Origin of the sequence: Allostreptomyces psammosilenae (genome assembly GCF_013407765.1) — a bacterium.
GTDB classification, from domain to species: Bacteria; Actinomycetota; Actinomycetes; order Streptomycetales; family Streptomycetaceae; genus Allostreptomyces; species Allostreptomyces psammosilenae.
On sequence record NZ_JACBZD010000002.1, the window covers coordinates 123793 to 144897 of the forward strand.

At 75.9% G+C, this 21105-nt stretch carries 14 protein-coding genes; 7 read left to right on the forward strand and 7 right to left on the reverse strand.

Going from position 1 to position 21105, the window contains the following annotated elements:
- Positions 1-27: 27 nt before the first annotated feature.
- Positions 28-954, reverse strand: coding sequence for an inositol monophosphatase family protein (locus FHU37_RS22875; protein ID WP_312892809.1), 927 nt, complete (start codon positions 952-954; stop codon positions 28-30).
- Positions 951-2258, reverse strand: a complete 1308-nt coding sequence (locus FHU37_RS22880) for an aspartate aminotransferase family protein (RefSeq protein WP_179816573.1) — start codon at positions 2256-2258, stop codon at positions 951-953. Before FHU37_RS22880 ends, FHU37_RS22875 begins: the two co-directional genes overlap by 4 nt.
- A gap of 599 nt (positions 2259-2857) precedes the next feature.
- Between FHU37_RS22880 and FHU37_RS22885 the strand changes: the two genes are divergently transcribed.
- The 5 genes from FHU37_RS22885 (at position 2858) to FHU37_RS29420 (ending at position 8304) form a co-directional block, all read left to right on the forward strand.
- The gene (locus FHU37_RS22885) at positions 2858-3718 is read left to right on the forward strand and encodes a PfkB family carbohydrate kinase (protein WP_179816574.1); all 861 of its coding nucleotides are present in this window, start codon (positions 2858-2860) and stop codon (positions 3716-3718) included.
- Between the two features lie 154 nt (positions 3719-3872).
- A complete protein-coding gene (locus FHU37_RS22890) occupies positions 3873-4643 on the forward strand; it encodes an HAD hydrolase-like protein (protein ID WP_179816575.1) in 771 nt (256 codons plus the stop codon).
- 113 nt (positions 4644-4756) lie between these two features.
- Positions 4757-5674 (forward strand): glycosyltransferase family 2 protein, encoded by a 918-nt coding sequence (locus FHU37_RS22895; RefSeq protein ID WP_246451237.1) that lies wholly within the window; start codon positions 4757-4759, stop codon positions 5672-5674.
- A gap of 124 nt (positions 5675-5798) precedes the next feature.
- Positions 5799-6902, forward strand: coding sequence for an ROK family protein (locus FHU37_RS22900; RefSeq protein WP_179816577.1), 1104 nt, complete (start codon positions 5799-5801; stop codon positions 6900-6902).
- Positions 6903-6912: 10 nt separating this feature from the next.
- Complete coding sequence (locus tag FHU37_RS29420) at positions 6913-8304, forward strand: MFS transporter (RefSeq protein WP_218904765.1); 1392 nt, start codon at positions 6913-6915, stop codon at positions 8302-8304.
- A gap of 142 nt (positions 8305-8446) precedes the next feature.
- On the opposite strand, the gene FHU37_RS22910 is transcribed toward FHU37_RS29420, so the two are convergent.
- On the reverse strand, positions 8447-10507 hold the full coding sequence (locus FHU37_RS22910; protein WP_179816578.1) for an FG-GAP-like repeat-containing protein: 2061 nt from the start codon (positions 10505-10507) through the stop codon (positions 8447-8449).
- A 453-nt stretch (positions 10508-10960) separates the two neighbouring features.
- Here FHU37_RS22910 and FHU37_RS22915 point away from each other — a divergent pair, with 453 nt between their 5' ends.
- Positions 10961-12385, forward strand: a complete 1425-nt coding sequence (locus FHU37_RS22915) for an MFS transporter (RefSeq protein WP_179816579.1) — start codon at positions 10961-10963, stop codon at positions 12383-12385.
- A gap of 370 nt (positions 12386-12755) precedes the next feature.
- On the opposite strand, the gene FHU37_RS22920 is transcribed toward FHU37_RS22915, so the two are convergent.
- The 3 genes from FHU37_RS22920 to FHU37_RS22930 all read right to left on the reverse strand — a co-directional run bounded on the left by FHU37_RS22920 (position 12756) and on the right by FHU37_RS22930 (position 16638).
- Positions 12756-15344, reverse strand: coding sequence for an ATP-binding protein (locus tag FHU37_RS22920; RefSeq protein ID WP_179816580.1), 2589 nt, complete (start codon positions 15342-15344; stop codon positions 12756-12758).
- A gap of 46 nt (positions 15345-15390) precedes the next feature.
- Positions 15391-15639 (reverse strand): hypothetical protein, encoded by a 249-nt coding sequence (locus FHU37_RS22925; RefSeq protein ID WP_179816581.1) that lies wholly within the window; start codon positions 15637-15639, stop codon positions 15391-15393.
- Between the two features lie 150 nt (positions 15640-15789).
- The gene (locus FHU37_RS22930) at positions 15790-16638 is read right to left on the reverse strand and encodes a hypothetical protein (protein ID WP_179816582.1); all 849 of its coding nucleotides are present in this window, start codon (positions 16636-16638) and stop codon (positions 15790-15792) included.
- 385 nt (positions 16639-17023) lie between these two features.
- Between FHU37_RS22930 and FHU37_RS22935 the strand changes: the two genes are divergently transcribed.
- Complete coding sequence (locus tag FHU37_RS22935) at positions 17024-17209, forward strand: hypothetical protein (RefSeq protein ID WP_179816583.1); 186 nt, start codon at positions 17024-17026, stop codon at positions 17207-17209.
- Positions 17210-17451: 242 nt separating this feature from the next.
- Here the strand turns inward: FHU37_RS22935 and FHU37_RS22940 are convergent, their stop codons facing one another.
- Complete coding sequence (locus FHU37_RS22940; RefSeq protein WP_179816584.1) at positions 17452-20838, reverse strand: S8 family peptidase; 3387 nt, start codon at positions 20836-20838, stop codon at positions 17452-17454.
- Positions 20839-21105: the final 267 nt, after the last annotated feature.

Genomic DNA, 21105 nt, shown 5'->3' on the forward strand with positions numbered 1-21105 from the left:
CTCGTCGGGGTGCCGGTCGGCCGCCGGTCACCAGCGGATCTGGGAGAGCAGGGCCTGGTGCAGCTTGGGCGTGCAGGCGGCGACGCAGGAGCGCTGGTTGGCCGGCCCGATGTCCAGCAGCAGGGTGTCGTGCAGCGAGTCGCCGTAGGCGTCCGTGATGACGACCCCGGCCCGCTCGGCCAGGTAGACGCTGGCCGCGATGTCGTAGGGGAACAGGTGCAGCACGCTGCCGTGGCCGACCCGGCGGAAGTCCGCCTCGGTCTCCGGGTGGTCGCGCAGCAGCCGGTTGCCGATGTCGACGTAGGCGTCCATCTGCCCGGTGATGATCCGGGAGATGGAGAAGGAGGCGCTGTTGAAGACGTACACGCCGCCGCGGTTGGCGGAGGCGTCGATCAGGTGGCCGTAGGCGTCGATCATCAGCCGGGCCGGGTGGCCGTTGAACTCCAGCGACCAGAACATCCGTTCCGGGTCCTCGGTGGTGCCGAGGCGGGGCAGCGGTGGGCCGGTGTATCCGCCGGTCTCGATGCCGGTGCCGTCGGCGTCGGCGTACATCCAGTGCCCGGTCTTGACCTCCTTGAGGATCGCGTACTCGATGTCGCCGATGGTGGGCGAGGCGGTGAACCGGGCGGCGGCGATCGAGACGCAGGCCATCTCCAGGTCGGCGGCGGCTCCGCGGGTGCCGTCGATGGGGTCGACCACCAGCAGGTGGCGCGGGTCGTCGCCGATCACCCGCAGGCCCTCGCTCTCGGTGTAGACCGCGACGGTCTCGCCGCGTTCGCGCAGGTAGTCCCAGGTGGCGCGTTCGGCGAGGACGTCCACCGGGAACTCCGCGTCGCCGCCGAGCGTGGTGCCGTCCACGTAGCGGCCGGACACGGTGTGGTGGCCGGCGCCGCCGCGCGCCTCGTGGACGACCTGCCAGATCCGCTCGGCCAGGCCCTGCACCAGCGCCCTCACGAGGCCGCCGCCCAGAAGAGGCGTTCCAGCAGGTCGCACATCTCGTCGGCCTCCGCGAGGGTCATGATCAGCGCCGGGCGGACCTTCAGGACGTTGCCGAAGCCGTAGAGCGAGGTGCGCAGCAGCAGCCCGTGCTCCACGCCGAGTTCGGCGAGGTGGTTGGTGAGCCGGGGGTCCGGCCGGCCCTCGGCGTCGACGATCTCGACGCCGATCATCAGCCCGGCGCCGCGGACGTCGCCGAGGAACGGGACCTTCGCGGCCATCTCGCGCAGCCGCGCCATGACGTGGGCGCCGACCGTGCGGACGTTCTCCAGGAAGCCGGGGCGGCTGATGATCTCGATGGTCTTCACCGCGGCGGAGGCGGCAAGAACGTTTCCTCCGAAGGTGGCGTTGATGTGGTGGCCGGCGAGGCCGGTGAGCCGCTCCTCGGTGAGGATGCCGGCGATCGGCATGCCGGAGCCGCCGAGGCCCTTGCCGAAGGTCAGCATGTGCGGGCTGACGCCGAAGGTGTCGGAGGCGAACATGTGGCCGGTGCGGCCGAAGCCGGTCTGGATCTCGTCGAAGACCAGCAGGATGCCGCGCTCGTCGCACAGCTCGCGCAGCGCCTGGAGGTAGCCCTCGGGCGGCAGGATGTTGCCGCCGTTGCCGGAGATCGGTTCGAGCACGACGGCCGCCACCCGCCCGGAGCTGGCGTAGTCGATGAAGTCGTGGATCCGTTCCACGCACAGCAGCCCGCAGGTGGCGCGCTCCTGCTTGTAGAAGCAGCGCAGGCAGTACGGGTCGGGGACGTGCACCACGCCGGGCAGCTGGACGGGGAACGGGGCGCGGCGGAAGGCGGCGCCGGAGGCGTTGATCATGCCCATGGTCTGGCCGAGGTGGCCGCGGAAGAGCGTGATGACGTCCGGGTTGCCGGTGTGGTGCTGGGCGATCTTGATGGCGCTCTCGTTGGCGTCCGAGCCGCTGGCCGACTTCAGGTGCACCCGGGTCAGCCCCGCCGGGGCGATCTCGGCCAGCCGGCTGACCAGGGCGTTCACCGGGCCGGACTGGAACTTGGAGGTCACGTGGATGAGGTCGGACGCCTGGGCGCGGATCGTCTCGACGATCTCGGGGTGGGAGTAACCCAGCGTGAGGTTGAACGTCCCCGAGGCGCAGTCCAGGTAGCGCCGGCCGTCCGCGTCGTAGAGGTAGATCCCCTCGCCGCGGACGACGCGTAACCGGTCCGGCGGGTAGTAGTAGTGGTTCAGGACGTCGGCGACGTCCCCGCCCTCCGACGCGCGTGCGTCCCCTGTCGGTACCACGGTCATCGCTCGTCTCCCTCGCTGTCCGATCCGTTCGCCGTCCGTTCGCCGTCCGTTCGCCGCCCCGGGCCGACTCGTGCGTCGGTGCTGACTCGTGTTGCCCGTGCGGCTCATGTGACGCGTGTGGTTCTCGCGGTTCACGGTTCGCGGTTCACGTCCGCGGTGCGCGGTTCGTGGTTCGCGGTTCGCCGTCCGCGGTGCGCGGGTCACGGGGCGCGCGTCGGCTCGCATCCGGGCCGTCCGGCGACAACGCTGCCCGCTCCCCGCAGTGAGCACACCACCACGCGCTGGATTGAGCCAAACCGCCCGGCCGGGCGGCGATTCGCCGTGATTGGGTGTTTTGTCGGGAAGCCCGTGTCTTCCTGGCCGGCGCGCCTGCGTGTAACACTCATGGGACTTTCCGTGGCGCAGCGTGAGGACGGCTGCGCCACGCCCGCGTGCCACCCCGTGGAGCGCGGCGGTGACGGTCGCGCGACGCGGGTGCCGTACGGCGGTGGGCCGGGCCCCGGCGAGCCCGCCGGGACGAGGCGCCGGACACGGCCGCAGGGCGGGCCGGGAGTCGGGTCGGAAGTCGGGCCGGAGGTCGGGTCGGGAGGGGGTTTCCCATGGGCAACGGAACGACGCGGGTCGCGGTCGTCGGGCACGTCGAGTGGACCACCATCGCCCGGGCCGAGCACGTCCCGCGGCGCGGCGAGGTGATCCACGCCGACATCGCCTGGGAGGGCCCGGCCGGCGGCGGCGCCGTCGCCGCGGTGCAGCTCGCCGCGCTGGCCGGGGAGTGCACCTTCTTCACCGCCCTCGGCGACGACCGCTCCGGCGCGCGCACCCGGGAACTGCTCGGATCGCTCGGCGTCCGGGTGCTGGCAGCCAAGCGGGACGGGCCCACCCGGGGCGCCGTCAGCCTGGTGGACGACACCGGGGAACGCACCACCACGACCCTCGGCCCCCGCCTGCAACCCGCCACCGACGACCCGCTGCCCTGGGACACCCTCGCGGGGTACGACGCGGTCCACTTCGTCGCCGGGGACGTCGGGGTGCTGCGGACGGCCCGCCGCGCGCCGGTGCTGGTGGCGACCACCAGGGAGCTGGCCACCGTCGCCGCGGCCGGGGTCCGGGTGGACGCCCTGGTCGGCAGCGGCGAGGACCCGGCCGAGCGCTACGACCCGACGCTGCTGCCCCGCCCGCCCGACCTGCTGGTCGTCACCGACGGCGGGCGCGGCGGCCGGTACTCCCGAGCCGGCGGACCCGCCGGGCGCTACCCGGCGGTGCCGCCGCCCGGACCACCGGTGGACAGCTACGGCGTGGGCGACACCTTCGCCGCCGCCCTGGCGTACGCCCTCGGCACCCGCGTCGGGCCGGCCGAGGCGCTGGCCCTGGCCGCGGGGCGCGGTGCCGCCTGCCTCTGCGGCCGCGGCCCCTACCGGCTGCCGCCGGTGCCGCCGCCGGTGCCGGTGCCGGGCGGGTGAGCCGCACGCGGCCCCCGGGCCGCCGACGCGGCGGTGCCCGCGGTGGTGGTCCCGTGGTGCCGCGGCGTGGGCGTGGTGGTGTGTGTCAGTGATGACCGGTGACTGGTGACTGGTGGACAGGCAGAGGCAGCCGAGCCCGCATGAGGAGATGGCCGTGACGAGTACGCCCCCGAGCAGCACGCCGACCGCCGACCGGCCCCGGACGCTGGTGCTGTGGGACATCGACCACACGCTGATGGTCAGCGGACCCGCCGGCCCGTCCGTGTACCCACGGGCCTTCGCCCTGCTGACCGGCCGGCCGCCGGTGGCCGCCGTCGAGACCGACGGCCGCACCGAACTGGAGATCATGCGCGACCTGCTCGACCGCCACGGCGTCACCGGGGTCACCGAGGAGGAGGTCGCGGCGGCCGTCGTGCACGCGCTGCGCGCCGCCACGGCGGAGCTGCGCGAACACGGCCGGGTGCTGCCCGGCGCCGTCGACGCGCTCACCGCGCTGCACGCACGGCCCGACGTGGTGCAGTCGCTGCTGACCGGCAACCTGCGGCCCAACGCCGACCTGAAGCTGCGCACCTTCGACCTGCACGCCTACGTGGACTTCGAGGCGGGCGGCTACGGCTCGGACGCCACCGTCCGCTCCCACCTGGTCCCCGTCGCCCAGACCCGGGCCCGGGCCCGCTACGGCGCGGCCTTCGGCCGGGAGAACACCGTGCTGATCGGCGACACCACCCGCGACGTGCGGGCCGGCAGGGACGGCGGGGCGCGGGTCATCGGCGTCGCCACCGGCGGCACCACGGCCGAGGCGCTGCGCGCGGCCGGCGCCGACGTGGTCCTCTCCGACCTCCGGGACACCGCGGCCGTCGTCGCTGCGGTGGAGACCGTCGCGCCCGGCCCCGTCGAGCCGGTGGCGCCGGTCAGCGGGAGCTGACCACGGGCCGGCCGCGGACGACGAGCCGGGGACAACGAGCCGGGGACAACGTGCGGGGGCGACGTGCGGGGGCGACGGGCGAGCACCATGCGCGGGGAGGACGGGGTGGCACGATGAGCGGGGACGACGCCGGGCGGCGAACCCCGGGGACGCGGCCCGAGCCGCTCCCGTTCGTGTCCGTCGTCGTCCCGGCGCGCGACGCGGCCGCCACCCTCGGCCGCCAGCTCGACGCCCTCGCCCGGCAGCGCTACGCCGGGCCGTGGGAGGTCATCGTCGTCGACAACGGCTCGCGCGACGCCACCCCCGCCGTCGTCGCCGCCCGCCTGCCGCACATGCCCGGGCTGCGCCTGGTGCGGGCCCCCGGCCCACCCGGCGTCAACCGCGCCCGGAACACGGGCTGCCGGCACGCCCGGGGGGAACTGTTCCTGTTCTGCGACGCCGACGACGTCGTCACCCCCGGCTGGATCGACGCGATGGCGCGCGCCCTGCGCCACGCGCCGGCGGTGGGCGGCGCCCTGGAACGGGTGAGCCTCAACGGCCCGGTGGCCCTCGCCGCCCGCCCGCCCAAACCCCGGGCCGAACTCTCCCGCACCTTCGACTTCCTGCCCTACCCGCTGGGCGCCAACTGCGGTGTCCGCGCCGAGCTGTGGGCCCGGCTCGGCGGCTTCGACGAGAGCTACACCTACGGCTGCGACGACGTCGAGTTCTTCTGGCGCGCCCAGCTCGCCGGCGACGCCCTCGGCTTTGCCCCGGACGCCGTCGTGCACTACCAGCTCCGCCCCACGCTGCGCGGCGCCGTGCGGCAGTCCTACCGCTACGGCAGGTCCCATCCCGTGCTCTACCGGGCGTTCCGCGCCGCCGGCATGCCCGCCTCACCGCCGCGCACCGTCCGCGCCGAGTGGTGGTGGCTGCTCTCCCACGCCGCCGACCCGCTGCGCGCGGCCGAGCGGCGCGCCGCCTGGCTGGCCCGGGCCGCGCTGCGCTGCGGCCGGCTGGTCGGCAGCCTGCGCTGCCGGGTCCTCTACCTGTAGACCGCCCCGGTGTTCCGGCGGTGGCCGAGCCGGCTCGGCCACCGCCCCCCGGCGCGCCGCGCACCACACCCATCACACCAACCACCCGCACCACCCCCACCACCCCAACCACAGGGAGCCCGTCATGCCACACGTTCCCGACCCCGCCCACGCGCCGGGCCCCGCGCGACCCGCCGAGGACCCCCGCCCCGTGCTGGCGATCGACATCGGCGGCACGAAGATCGCCCTCGCCCTGGTCGACGCCACCGCCACGCCACGGCTGCGCACCCGGATACCCACCCCGCGGGTCGACGACCCCGAGGCCGCCTGGGCCGCGGTCGCCCACGCGGCCCGGCCGCTGCTGGACGCGGCCGAGGCGGCCGAGGCGGCCGAGGCGGGTGGGGCGGACGGTGGGTCGCCGGGCGGCCCGGGCGGCGGTGTGCGCGGCGTCGGCATCGGCTCCGCCGGTCCACTGGACCCGGTGGCCGGCACCATCAGCCCCGTGATGATCCCCGCCTGGCGGGACTTCCCGATCCGCTCGCGCGCCGGCGCCCTCCTCCCGGGCCGGCGCCTCCCGGTCAGCCTGGTCGGCGACGGCGTCTGCACCGCCATCGGGGAGCACTGGGCCGGGGCCGGGCAGCGGGTGCACAACATGCTCGGGTGCGTCGTCTCGACCGGAGTCGGCGGCGGACTGATCCTGGGCGGCCGTCCCCGGGTGGGGCCCACCGGCAACGCCGGCCACGTCGGACACATCGTCACCGAGGTCGACGGGCCACCCTGCCCCTGCGGCAGCCGAGGTTGTCTGGAACTGTTCGCCAGCGGCACCGCCGTCGTCACCCTCGCCCACGAATCCGGCTGGCGCGGACCGGTCGCCGACCCCGCCGTCGGGCCCACCGCCGGGGACGTCGCGGCGGCGGCGCGCGCCGGCGATCCGGTCGCACGGGCGGTCTTCACCCGCGCCGGACGCGCCCTGGGCGCCGCTTTCACCTCCGTGTGCGCCGTGTGCGACCTCGATCGCATCGTCGTCGGCGGCGGGGTGGCGCAGGCCGGAGCGGTCCTCTTCGACGCCCTGGAAGCCGGCATGCGCGAGTTCGGCGGCCTCGGATTCTTACGGCGCGTGACCGTCCACCCGGCGGCTCTCGGCCAGGACGCCGGCCTGGTCGGCGCCGCCGCGCCCCTGCTGCTGCCGGACCGCTACGGCGCCGCCGACCCGGGGTTTTCCCACCCGGGACCGGCCCGGATCCCCTAGGTTGAACGCCGTGAACGCCTCCGACGCAGAAGGCCCGAACGGCCCGAACGGCCCGAACGGCCCGAACGGCCCGAACGGCCCGAACGGCCGGGACGGCCGGGACGCCGGGCGGGCGGACGCCGGCGCCCCGTCCCGGCCGACGCCCCCCTCCGCCAGGGCCACCGGCGCCGGGCGCCCCCGCCCCGACGCGCGACTGCGCCGGGCCCGCGCCGCCGTCGTCATCCTCTTCTTCGCCAACGCCATCGCCTACGCCAACGTGGTGCCCCGGCTCCCGGAGATCCGCGACGCGCTGAGCCTGTCCAACACGGCCCTGGGCAGCGCGATCGCCACCATGCCGGTCGGCGCCCTGCTCGCCGGCCTGTCCGCCGGCGTCCTCGGGGCGCTGATCGGCAGCGGCCGGCTGGCCACGCTGTGCGCGGTGGGCTTCGGCGTGGTCGTGCCGCTGATCGGCCTGGCCGACCGTTGGTGGATGCTGGCCGGCTGCCTGTTCCTGCTGGGCGTGCTGGACGCCGTCATGGACGCCGCCATGAACGCCCACGGCCTGCGCGTGCAGCGGGGCTACGGGCGCTCGATCCTGAACAGCTTCCACGGCGTGTGGAGCGTCGGTGCGGTGACCGGCGGGGTGCTCGGCACGCTGGCCGCCGGCCTCGGCCTGACGCTGCGCGTCCACACGGCGGCCGTCGGCGTGCTGCTGGCGGTGCTGGCCGTGGTGGCCTGGCCCCTGCTGCTGCCGGGCGCCGACGACGCCGACCGGCCGGCGGCCCGTGACGCCGAGCGCCCGGCGGCCGGCGGGGCCGCCGCCGCTGCCGCGGGCGCCCGGGCGGGACTGCGCGCCGCCCTGCCGGCGCTGCTCCTGCTGGGACTGGTGCTGGTGATGACCTCCGTCGTGGAGGACACCCCCGCCTCCTGGGGCTCGGCGCTGCTCCAGGACGACTACGCCGTCCCGGCCGCCGTCGCCGGCCTGGCCTACGTGGCCTTCCAGGCGGCGATGACGATCGGCCGGTTCACCGGCGACCGGGTCACCGACGTCTACGGCCCGGTGCGGGTGGCCCGGTGGGGTGGCCTGCTCATCGCCGTGCCGGTGGGGCTGGCGCTGCTGACCGAGCTGGCGCCCGCCGTCATCCTCGCCTTCGGCCTGGCCGGCCTGGGCGCGGCCACCCTCTTCCCGGCGGCCATGCACGCCGCGGGCAGCATCCCGGGGGTGCGCAGCGGGGACGGCATCGCGGTGGTCTCCTGGCTGGCCCGGGTGGGTTTCCTGGCCGCCCCGCCACTCGTGGGGTTCGTCGGCGACCGGGTCGGGCTGCGCGTCGGAACGGCGATCGTGGTCCTGGCCGGGCTGCTGATCTTCCTGCTGGCGAGGGTCCTCGCCCCGGCCGAGCGCCACCCGCACGTACGCCCCTAGCGCCGCGCCCCCCGGCGGACCCGCCCGCCCGGCCCCGGAACGGCACCGTGCCCGTGGCGGGAGCACACGCTCCCCCCACGGGCACGGTCGGTCGTGGCGTCACCCGCCGAGGGCTGCGCGCGCCGGTCGGGTGTGCCGTCCGCTAGCTGATGAACGCGATGCCGTTCCAGCCGCCGTTGCCGACCAGCGTCGACGGGCCGTCGATCGGGTTGCCGTTCGCGTCCGTGCCGCCGCGGTAGAACAGCAGGGTGCCAGTGCCCTCGCGCGTGGTGGCGTAGATGTCCGCCGTGCCGTTGCGGTCCGCGTCGGCGGCGGAGGCCAGCAGCGGGCGGTTGCTGCTGGTCCAGCCCGCGCTGCCGTAGAGGGTGCGGGCGCCGTTGCCGAAGTTCTGGCTGATCGTGCCGTTGTACAGCCACATCCGGCCGTCGTTGGTGTTGCGGGCGAGCAGGTCCGGCAGGCCGTCGCCGTTGGTGTCACCCGGCGCGAAGATGGTGTAGGGGGCCCAGCCGATGCCGATCTGCACGCCCGGCTTGACGCCCGGCTTGTTCACCGGGTCGCCGGCGAACAGCAGCAGCCGCCCGCCGTCCTCGACCACCACGTCCGGGTAGGCGTCGCCGGTGAGGTCGCCCACCGAGACGATCTGCGCGGCGTTGGCCCAGGCGCTGCCCACGCCGTTCATCACGATGCGGCTGCCCACCGTGCCGTCGCCGTTGCCCGGGTAGACGTACGCGGTCGTGCCGACCCGGGCGACGAGGTCCTCGATGCCGTCACCGGTGTAGTCGCCGCGGTGGCTGATCTTCGCCCCGGTCCAGCCGGCCGTGCCGATGGTGACCGGGCCGGACACCCGGCCGTCCCCGTAGCCCGTGTACAGCCGCAGCCGGCCGGAGGTGTCGATGGCGACGAGGTCGCCGATGCCGTCGCCGTTCATGTCGTTGGCGCGCGGCTGGGCCGGCGCCACCGGAGCGGTCTGGATGGCCCGGGCCTCGGTGCGCAGGGCCGGCAGCCGGTTGTAGAAGGCGGTGCCCGGGCACTCGGTGGCGAAGCCGTCGCGGTGGCCGGAGATGTTGTGGAACGTCACCTGCTGGCCGGTGGTGTACTTGCCGTTGTCGGCGCCGGCGGTCAGCACGGTCTGGCCGGTCGCGTCGACGCCGTACAGCGCGAGCTTCCACGCCGCCAGGTGCGCGACCGAGTCCTGCGCGGCCTGGGACGGGGCGGTCGAGGTGTACTCACCGAGCACGGAGATGCCGGTGGTGTCGGTGTTGAAGCCGAGGGTGTGCGCGGCGATCACCGGCTGGTCGATGCCGCCGGAGCGGCCCTCGAAGATCGTGCCGCACTTGTCGACCAGGAAGTTGTAGCCCAGGTCGCGCCAGCCGAGGCTGCTCATGTGGTACGTCTGGATGTCCCGGACGATCTGCGGGGACTGCGCGCAGGTGTAGTCGTTGGTCTCCGCCGTGTGGTGGACGAAGACCGCCTTGATGCTGGTGCCGATGTCGGACGGCTCCGTCGGCGCGGTGGCACCCCAGCCGGCGCGGCTGATCACGGCCGGCTGCGGCACGGTGGTCGCGGCCGTGGAGACCGAGCTGGCGGCGACCGTGGAGGTGGCCGCGGAGTTGAGGCCCGTGGCCGTGGAGTTGAGGGCCGTGGAGCCGGCGGCCGGCTCGGCGCCGATGAGGTCGACCCGCAGGCCCTCGGGCACGACCAGCGCCCCGTCCTGCTCCGGTTCGGTGCTGTCCGCCAGTCGGACCTGCACGCCGTCGGAGACGTCCACCCACAGCGGGTCCGTTCCGCCGCGCAGCCGGCCCTCCGGGCTCTCCGACGGGTCGGCGCCCTGCGCGACCGGGGAGACCCCCAGCTCGCGCCACGGCGTCCAGGTGCCGGTGGCCGCGTCCCGGGTGCGCACCTGCACCGGCGCCTGGGGCGGCGCGGCCGGGTCGTCCCACGTGACCGCCACCAGCCGGAAGGGCTCGGTGCGCGTCGCGGGCAGCTCCGGCAGTTCCTCCTCTGCCGGGGCGGACGGACCGCCGGCCTGCGGGGGAAGGAGGTCGAGGGTGTTCAGGACGCCGACCTCGGGGGCGGCGGGGGTGGCCGCGGCGGCGGGCGCGGCCGGGCCGCCGGGCGCCGTCGCCGGGCGTGCCGCCGCCGGCTCCTGGCCGACGACGGCCAGCGCACCGGAGGCGGCCAGCACCACGCTGGCGCAGAACAACACCGATATGCGACCGTGCTGTCCCGGTCTGCGGCGTTTCAGAGCTGCCAAAATCGTTTCCTCCCCAAGGGATCCCATGGCTCGCCGGTAGCGGACCGGCTCGCTCACACGGAATCAGGCAGATACGACAACACCCGCGTCGGTAACCGCGGATGAGGTGTGCGTGAGGGGGACGGCCGAGGAGCCGGGACAGGAGGTACCGCGTCGCCGGTCCGGGGCCGAACCCTCTCGAAGCCGATGCCGGCGCACCCGGCGCGGACGGCACACGCGGCCCGATTCAACCACGCGGATACCGTGATGACCAGTGAAAACAAGGCCGGGCGGCGCGCGGACCGGTGAGTGCCCGGTCACACGCGGGGGTGCCGGTGGCCGGCCGGGGCGATGGGCGAAAACGACTTGACGCGCCGGCGGGGCGGCGTGTGAGCTCGCCCGATGACACCGGCCAGGCGCGTGATGATGGACACTCGGCCGCTGCGGATCCGTCCGTTCCGCCGGCTGTGGACCTCCTCGATCATCACGGCGGTGGGCAGCACCTTCACCGCCGTCGCGGTGCCGCTGCAGATCTACGACATCACCGGCTCCTCCGCCTACGTCGGCCTGTCCGGCGCGGTGGCGCTCGGCCCGCTGGTGGTCTTCGCGCTCTGGGGCGGAGCACTGGCCGACGCGGTGGACCGCCGCCTGATGCTGCTGGTGACCAACGTCGGCATCGCGCTCGTCTCACTGCTGCTGTGGGCCCAGGCCGCGGCCGGGCTGGACTCGGTGGCCGTGCTGCTGGCCCTGGTCGGGGCGCAGCAGGCGTTCTTCGGCGCCAACTCGCCGGCCCGCGGCGCCTCCACCCCACGCCTGGTGCCGGCCGACCAGCTCACGGCGGCGGTGGCCCTGGAGACGACGGTGCGCTGGCTCGGCGCGATCGTCGGACCGCTGATCGCGGGGATCCTGCTGCCGCTGATCGGCGTCGAGATGCTCTACCTCGTCGACGCGGTCGCGCTGTGCGCGGTGGTCTGGGCCGTGGCGAAGCTGCCGCCGCTGCCCCCGCTGCCGGCCACCGGCGGCGGTGCCGTCACCGGTGCCGACGCCGACGGCTCAGCGGCCGGGGCTGGCGGGGTTGTTGGTGTTGGTGGGGCTGGTGAAGCACGTGGGGCGGGCGGGGCGCGCCGGCGGGTGGGGCCGCGGCAGATCGTCGCGGGGTTCGGATACCTGGCGACGCAGCGCGTCCTGCTGGTGGCCCTCCTCGCCGACCTCATCGCGATGCTGTTCAGCCTGCCGAGGGCGCTCTTCCCGGAGGTGGCCCGGGAGACCTTCGGCGACCCGCCCGGCGGTGGCCTGGCCCTCGGCCTGCTGCACGCGGCGATCCCCGCGGGCGCGGTGCTGTCCGGGCTGCTGTCCGGGGCGTACACGCGGGTGCGCCGGCACGGCGTCATGGTGACGCTCGGGGTGTGCGGATGGGGCGTGGCGGTCGTCGGGTTCGGGCTGGCGCGCTCGCTGTGGATCGCCGTGGCCTTCCTGGTGTTCGGCGGGATCGCCGAGTTCGTCCTCACCACCTTCCGCACGGCGATCCTCCAGGCCTCCTCCACCGACGACATGCGGGGCCGGATGCAGGGCGCGATGCACGTCGTGGGCGCCGGGGGCCCGTGGCTGGCCGACATCGCCCACGGAACGGCCGGGGCGGCCGTCGGCACCGTCTGGGCCATCAGCGGGGGAGGGGCCCTGACGGTGCTGGCGATGGCGCTCACCGCCGCCGTCTTCCGCGACTTCTGGCGCTACCGCGCCCCGGCGCCCGACGTGCACGGGGCCACTGGGCAGGGGGCCGCGGGGCAGGGGACCGCCGGGCACGGCTCCACACCCACTCCGGGGAAACGGAAGGGGGAGCGGAGCTGACGGGCGCGGCGACCGTGGAGGCGGCGTCAAGGATGTGTGCACCGTGCGGCAAGGACTTCCGCCGCCCCGTCCGGCAGGCTGGTGCCCGACCGTCGGGTCCGGGGATGCCACCACCGGCGCCGTGGCGCCCGGCCGGGACACTCCGCCGTCCCGCCGTGCGGCGCCCGGGGCGCCTCGGTCCGCCCCCCACCGCCCGGGCTGTGTGGGGGGCGGGCGAGGTGGACCGGCGCGACTCGCACCTGACACACCCGCAACGCCGTCCAGGGGGCCGGGTGGGCCCCCCGATTCCAGGATCCCATGCGGGGTGGGGCGGGCGCAGCCCTCGTTCTCGGGGCTGTGGATAACTTCCGCCCGGGGGTCTGACCTGGGGTTACTTCTTGTCGGCGGGGTCGTCCCCGGCGTCGTGCCGAGTGGGGCGGCCCCTCTCGGAGGCCCGGTCGTGCCCCGGGGCGGGGCCGTTCCCCGGGGCCCGGTCGTGGCCCGGGGCCCGGTCGTGCCCGGGGGCCCGGTCGTGGCCCGGGGCGGTCGCGGGGAAGGGGCTCCGCCGGGGCGGTGGGAGCGGCAGCGGCGCGGGGAGGTCGAGCAGCACGACGCCGGTGGTGGTGCCGACCAGCAGGGTCGCCGCGTTCACGGCGCCGCCGCGACCGCCTCCGCCCGCCCTGCCACCGCCCTCCCGCCCACCGCCGGCGCCGACAGCGCCACCGGCACCGTCGTGGCCCTCGTCACCGCCGGCGCCGGCCCGGTCCCCGGTGCCCGGGTCGGCGCCCTCCGCGCCGACGACGGCCAGGTGGCGGATCCGGCCGTCCAGGGTCACCGTCGCCAGCCGGCGTCCGTCGCCCAGCCGGGTCACGGTCAGCCGGTGCCCGGCGGCGTGGGCGCAGGCGGGGAAGCCGGCGAGGGTCAGCAGCGCGAGCACGTCGGGCACGTCGGGGAGTTCCAGCCGGGGCAGCAGGGCCGCGCCGTCGCGCACCCGCCGGGTGGCGACGACCCCGCGCCGGTCGGCCGTGGCGACGACCAGCTCGCCCCCGACCACGCCGGGACAGCACGCCGCCACCTCCCCGCCGGGAACGGACCACAGCGGCGGCGCCGCGCCGTCGCCTCCGGCGGGCGGGGCGGCGCCCGGGTACACCGCGAACGACACGCCCGGTGACCACACCACCGCGAACGCCGCCCCGGGACCGTGCAGGGCGAACTCCACCGTCTCGGCGGTGCCCCCGGCCTGCCCCGCCGGCCCGCCGTACCGGCGGGTGGAGGAGGTGAAGACGCCGGCGGCGTCCAGCGGCGCGCTGGCGTCCTCCGGCAGGTCGGCCGCCGGCCAGTGGGACGCCCACCTCGCCGTGACCGGCAGCCCGTCCACCAGCTCCCTGACCTGGGCGCCCAGCGCGGGAAGGCCCGCCTGCATGGCCGCCACGGCGAGTTGGGCCGCCCGGTCGCCGGCGGTCGGGGGCCCTCCCGACGGGCGCGGCAGCAGCGAGGCGACGACCGGGAGCAGCCGCCCGGCCTGCGGCTCCCGGGAGGTCTCGACGGCCGCGTGCAGGCGCACCGGGTCGGCGGCGAGGATCAGGTCGGCGTGGCCGAGCAGCGGGCCGAGGGTGCCGGCGGCCGAGGCGAGGCCGGGCAGGGCGTCCAGCAGTTCCCGGTCGGCCGCGAACCAGTCGGGGCGGGGCGGCGTGGCGTTCCGTGGCGCGGCGGCCGGGCGCGTGCCGGTCGCCTCCTCGGCGGCGGAGTCGGGGGCACTGCCGGGAGCCGGGTCCGCCGCCGGCGCGGGGGGCGGCGCGGCGGGGCGCAGGGGTGCCGTGCCGGCGAGGGCGTAGACCATGCGGGTGCGCATGCCGGCGATGGTCGGTGCCGGCTGGGTCGCGAGCAGGGTGCCGATGAGGGACGGGTAGCGCAGCTGGAGGCGTCCGGCGTCCTCGGGTTCGCCGGGCAGTGGCGGGCGGCGGCTGGGCACGCGCCGCAGCATGTCGCGCAGCCGGCCGAGCCAGGCGTCGCAGTCGGCGGCGCTCATCCGGGCGTTCAGCGCGGCGGGGACGACCAGGGTGCGGTGGCGGTGGTGGGCGCCGTCGGGCCCGCAGAGGGCGAGGGCCAGCAGGATGTCGGTGGCGTCGCGGACGTTGCCGGTGAGCTGGTGCAGGTGGGCGGCGAGCGCATCGGTGAGGGTGCGCGGCAGCGCCCGCGCCGTCTCCTCCCGCCCGGGCGGCGCGGTGCCGGCGAGTGGGACGAGATGGGTCAGCAGCCGGGCCAACAGGGGGTTGGGGAAGGCGGCGTCGACCACGGCCCGGACGGCGCGGTGGCGGGTGGCGGCGGAGGCGCCGTCCCACTCGGCGCCGCGTTCGCCGGAGGCCAGGAGGTCCGCGACGTGCTCGGCGAACTCGTGGGGGCTGGTCCAGCCGGGGTCGTCGAGGTCCAGCACGTCGAAGACGTCCGGCGGCGGGTCGAACAGCGGCAGGAACTCGCGGGGGCCCTCGGTGACGATCCGCACGTGCGGCAGCCGGGCCAGCGGTGCCAGCAGGGAACGCACCACGTCCTCGCCGACGTGGGGCGCGGCGGTGGGGCCGGCCTCGTCCAGCTCGCCGATGGCCAGCACCACGGGGCGGCGGTCGGCGGCCAGGGCGCCGAGGAGGCCCCGGGCGGTGGTCACCTCGTGGCCGAGGTCCTGGCCGATGGCGGCGGCCAGGCCGTCGGGCCCCCGGCCCCGGGCACCGAGGGCGCAGTGGAAGACCTTTCCGGGCGGGGGCGTGTGCTCGGGGAACTCGGGCGGGGGCGGGACGTCCTCCGGGGTGCCCGGGGGCGGGACGTTGGCCGGCTCCGGCCGGTCGGTGTGGAGGAAGAGCCAGCTCAGCAGCGTGCTGCGACCGACGCCCGGCGAGCCCGTCAGGTAGACGACGGCCGAGCCCTCCGGGCGCCTGACCAGACGCGACAGCTCGGCGATCGCCGTCTCACGTGCCACAGGCAGCACGTCCACTCCCTACCTTCCGCATTGCCCTGTCGTCATTGCCCTGACGCTATTGCCCTGTCGTTCGGGACGGCACCGTGGCCGCCAGGCCGCCGATCGCCTTCTCCGCGGCGGGGCCGTACGGGTTCTTCCGGAGGGGTTTCCGGGTCTCGCGGAACACCGACCGCACCTCCCCGACCCGCTTCGGGCGGATATCCGAACCGGAATCGCCGGCCGGGCGCCACGGCGGTCCGGGGGCGTCGCGGTCGGGCATCGGAAACGCGTTCCGGCGGGTGTGTTCCTCCAGCGTCTGCGGCATTTCTGGTGTCTTCGGTGCCCGGGCGGCCACCCGCACGCCGGCCGCGGACGGGAAGTCAGGCGGCCGGCGCCGTAACGGCGTCGGTTCCCGCGGTGGGGGCGCGCCGTTCCGCCCCGGTGCTCCGGATCGTCCCGGCATGGTTTCCCGTCCTCACTTCCTGCGTTTGATGGGCGGTAGCCCCCGGATCTCCTGGTGGGAGCCCGGAATATTGTTGTCGTACTCGTAGCGGCGTGTTCGGTCGGCGTTCGGGAAGTAGTGCCCGGTCCACGCGTCGCAGTTGGGGCCGCGTTGGTTACAGTAATCCCGCGCCGAATGGATTTCGGTGACGTCGGTGCCGCGTCCGGTGTCGAGGAGGGGCACGCCGGCCACCCGTTCCGAGCGCTTTCCACCACCGTGGTCGACGAGGATGTCGTCCGTGCCGTCGGCGTTCCGCACCCGGAACGCCGGGTGGCCCCCGCCGCCGAAGCGGCCGACGTCCCGGCGTCGCTCGACCACCGCCCGGCCGAGTCCGGTCTCGTCCCGCCGCACCTGGCGCGGCGGCGCGGTGCGGCGCCCCTCGGGCGGGGGCGGCGGGCGCCGGCCCTGGTGCGGTGGGGAGTCGGCGCCGCCGGCCCGGCCGGTGGCGCCGGTGGGGCGGGCGCCGGGCCCGCGCCGGTCGCCGGTCGCGGTGCCGGTGCGGTTGATCGCGGCGGCGGTGGCCCGCTCGGTGCCGCGTCGGCGCGCCGCGTCGCCCCGCAGTCCGGCCCCGGTGCTGCTCAGCACGGTTGGCAGGCCGCCCGCGGCGCGGTCGTGCGTCTCGGTCAGCCGCTCGTAGGGGCCCCTGACGCCGGCGCCGAGTTCGCCGGTGCCCCACATGCCGGAGTGCGCCCGGAGCACGCCGAGCAGGTTGGCGCGGGCGGCCGCGGCGCGCTCGGCGACCTCCTCCGTGCGGGCCGCCGCCCAGTCCAGGTCGTCGGGGTCGACGTGGGTGCCGCGTGCGCCGCCGGGGCCCTCGCGCATCAGGCTCCCCCGCGCCGGGAACGGGGGTGCTCCGCCCGGTTCTCCGGCGCCCTCACCGCCCTCACCGCCATCGCCGCACCGCCACCGCAGCACCTCCACCGACGCGACCGTCCAGCCGCCACCGTCAAGCCGCCACCGGGCGGCGCTTCATGCTACTGACGGCGCGCCACCACGATCGAATCACGGCCGCCCTTCCGACACTTCACAGGGGCGGAAGTAAACAGTGAATATTCGCCACCCGTTCGTGTTGCGGTCGGTCCCGTGCGGTGTTTCCAATGGAAGGGAGGGCGCTCCCGCACGGCTCAGGCGTCAGGCGGGAACGCGGACCGAGAGTGCGCAGTGCGAAAGTCGCACTGTCACGACTTCATCCGAGAGGTAGTAGTCAATGACCATCACGAAGCGTCTCGCTGTCGTCGCCGCCGGTGCCATCGCCGCCATGGGTATGGCCGCTCCCGCCGCGACGGCCGTGAGCTTTGGCGACGACGGCCTGTTCTTCGAGCAGGTCGACTTCGCCAGGGCGGGTGACGGTGCTGTCGCCTTCTCCGGGACGACAGTCCGGATCGGCTTCTAGACCACTTTGCCGCACCAGCGGTAGCGTACCCGGCGGTCCAGGCCGGGGCGCGGGGAAGACAGACCGAAAGGTCTGTCTTCCTTTTTGTTACCGGTTTTGTTTCCGGTCGCTTTCCGAGTGTTCGACCGCCCGGTAGTTTTTCAGCATTTTAGGAGTGAAACGGCGTCGGCCCCCGCGCCCTGGGGCGGTGCCCGCGGGGCCGGGCGCGGAGGCCGACGCTGATTCCCCGCCGCGGCGGGGGATCACCGCGTGGTGGTGTACGCCCGGTGGATCGTCTGCTCCAGGGTGTTGCCGTCCGCGTCGGTGAGCGTCGCCCGCAGCGAGACGGTGCCCGGATCGTCCGGGTGGTCCAGCGTGAAGCGGTCGGCCCGCACGGAGTCGACGGGCCGCCAGGTGGCGCCGTCGTCGTAGGAGACCTCGAAGGCCAGTTCCCGGACGCCGACCTCGGCGGCTGAGCCCTCCACGGTGAACGGCACCTCCAGGGCGTGTCCGGCCCGCGCGGTGCTGTCCAGGGCGAGCCGGGGGCCGAAGCGCACGGTGGACAGCGGGAGCGCCTCCGTCTCCCCCTCCGGTACGGGCCCGGAGCGGAAGGTCCAGGTGGCCTCGATCCGCGAGCTGACCGGTGCGACCTGGGCGTCCCGGGACACCTCGGTGGTCAGCTCGTACCGCCCCTCCGCGGCGGGCACGGCCATCGGCTGGCCGTGCAGCGGCAGGTCGTCGGCGAAGACCTCCTCGCCGTCGCGGACCAGCCGGGTGCTGCCCTCGGTGTACCGGGAGTCGCCCTGGTGGCCGGCGCCGTCGCCGAAGAGCCCGACCCAGGCGCTGATCTCGTCGCCGCTGCGCCACGCGCCCGGCGTGCCGTCCAGGCCCTCGTTGAGCGTGGGGCCGAAGACGCCGACGTTGAGCAGTTCCTCGCGCCGCTCGCCGGGCTGGTGGGCGCGCGGCGCGGTGGACACGCTGGTCTCCTGCTCCAGCCAGCCCTCCTCGCTCACCGTGCCCTGGGTGACCTGGTGGAGCCAGCGGGTGCCGTTCGCCAGCACGTGGTCCACGGCCTCCGTCGGCAGCTCGACGTCGTCGCCGATCAGCAGCGAGCCGCTCTCGTCGACGGTGCCCGCCCACAGGATGCCGGCCTTGCCGGCGGCCGGGGAGCCGGCGGTGATCCGCACCGTGGCGAGTTCGCCGGGGGCGATGTGGTGGGTGAGGCCGGTGAGCAGGCTGCCGCGCTCCGACCAGGCGGCGCGGTACCGCTGGGCGGGCGCCGCGCCCTCGTTGGGCATGTCCCAGGAGGCGGTGACCGCGGCGCGCAGCCGGTCCGCGGGCAGGGCGGGGCCGAGGTCGGCCACGCTGAGGGTGTCCAGGCCGTCCATGAACCAGGTGGCCCACAGCCCGCCCTCGTCCGAGCTGACCTGGTAGTCGTAGGTGGCCAGCGAGGGGGTGGCGGCGCCGTTCGGAACGGTGACGTCGAACGGCTCGGCCCGGCGGGCGTCCATGACGAGCATGGCGTCCTCGGTGACTGGGACGGACGGGGAGATCAGCAGGGCGATCCGCGAGGCGCCCTCGCCCTCGCCGGTGACGGTGGCCTCGGCCACGTAGTCGCCCTCCGGCAGCCGGATGGTGGCCTCGCCGTTCTCGTCCGCCTCGACCCAGCGGTAGCCGGGCCGGTCCAGGGCGACGAAGGAGGTCACGCTGCCCGGCGCCGGGGCGCCGGCGGCGTCGAGGTGCCGGATGGTCACGTCGTGCGCCGGGCCCTCCCGCCACACGCCGAGCGGGGTGACCGCGCGGACGTCGCCGGCCGCCGCCGTGGCGGTGACGGTGCCGCCGTACAGGCCGTCCACGTCGCCGGGGCGGGTGTCGGCGGTGACGGTGGCCGTCGCCTCGCCGCCGGCCGGCACGGTGAGCCGGGCCGGTCGCACGGCGAACATGCCGTCCGGGGCGGGCGCGCCCTCCGGGCCGAACGCGGTCACGGCCAGGTCGAGGGTGACCGGGGCGTCGCCCGCGTTGCGGTAGGCCAGCCGCTCGGTGACGGGCGCGTCGTCCTCGTGCGGGAACTCCTGGACGCCGAAGCCCAGCGAGGTCGGCGAGGTGGTCACGGCCTGACCGATCGCCCGGGCGACGTCGACCCGGCCGGAGCCCTGCTGGTAGGCGTCGAGGCCGGCGGCGGGCTCGGCGGAGGCGGTCAGCGTCTCCTTGATCCGTTCGCCGTCCCAGTCGGGGTGCGCCTGGGCCAGCAGGGCCGCAGCGCCGGCGACGTGCGGGGTGGCCATCGAGGTGCCGCTGGCGACGACGTAGTGCTCCCCGACGATCTCGCCCATCTCGGTGCCGGCCGCCCGCGCGGCGACGATCTCCACCCCGGGCGCGGTCAGGTCCGGCTTGAGGGAGCCGTCGGCGGTCGGGCCGCGGCTGGAGAAGGGGGCGAGGGCGTCCTCCCGGTCCACGGCGCCCACGGTGAGCGCGGCCCGGGCGCTGCCGGGGCTGCCCACCGACTGCTCGGTGGGGCCGGAGTTGCCGGCCGCGATCACGAAGAGCGCGGCGGAGTCGGCGGAGAGCGCGTCCACCGCCTCCTCCATCGGGTCCAGCGCCGGCAGGTCGGTTCCGCCGAGGCTCAGGTTGACGACGTCGGCGCCCTGCTCGACGGCCCACTCCATGCCGGCGATGATGTCCGACTCGCTGCCGGAGCCGCCGTCGTCGAGCACCTTGCCGTTCAGGATCCGGGCGCCCGGCGCGACCCCGCGCAGGGCGGCGCCCTCGGAGGCGGCGCCGGAACCCGCGATGATCGAGGCGACGTGGGTGCCGTGGCCGAAGTGGTCGGCGGCGTCCTCGGCGGCGGAGAAGTTGCGCTCGGCGGCGACGCGGTCGGCCAGGTCGGGGTGGGTGGCGTCCACGCCGGTGTCCAGCACGGCCACGGTCACGCCGGTTCCGTCGAAGCCGGCCTCCCAGGCGGCCGGCGCCCCGATCTGCGGGACGCTGCGGTCCAGCGCGGCCTCCACCCGGCCGTCCAGCCAGATCCGTTCCACGCCGGGCGCGGTGGCCGACGCGGTAGCACCGGCGGGGTCCGCGGCGTCCGGGGCGTCGGTCAGCGCCTGCCACAGCGCGGGCCCGCCGGCCTTGTCGGCGAGCAGCGCCTGGCCGTCCACGCTGGGCAGCTCCCGGGCGACCTCGGCGCCGGCGGCGCGCAGCGCCCCGGCCGCGTCGGCCCGCGCCCCGGAGTAGGTGACGATCAGCGGCAGGTCGTCGCGGGCGGCGTCGTCGTAGCCGGCGGCGATCAGGCCGGAGACGTCGAACAGCCGCTGGTCGAGCACGCCCCGGGCGAGCAGCCGCTGGGCGTCGCCCGGGACGACCAGGGTGTCCTCGCCGACCCGCCGGACGGCGAAGGGGACGTCCTCGCGCCCCTCGGCCGGCAGCACCGAGGCCACCCGCCCCCGGGAGTCGACGACGACCCGGTCACCGGTGACCAGGGTGACCGTGCGTAACGCGCCGCCGCCGGCGGCCGTCGGGGCCGGTGGCGCCGTCGCGGTGGCCCGGCCGGCGTCCGGCACCGTGGCGAGCGCGCCCGGTGCGGCGCCGGCCAGCAACGCCGCCGCGAGGGTGGCGGCGAGCGCGGTGGCCGTGGCCCTGTGTGTTCTTCTCATCGGGAGGGATCCCCTTGTGCGTGCGTCATGGGATTCGGGCACGCCGGGGGCGGCGGCGGGTCGGGCGCCGCGCGTGCCACGGGCACGGGCGGGCTTCCCCCGGCGAACCGGTCGGATACGGGTACGCAAGCAGAGGTTGGAGGGGGATTCCAGAGGGCCAACATATTGACTTCGTGTCACAAATGTGGCCACGCCGAGATGCTGACGTGACGTCCGGTCGCTCGACGGTGCGGTTCGGCGGCCCGCCGCGGCCCGCGTGGGGGCCGC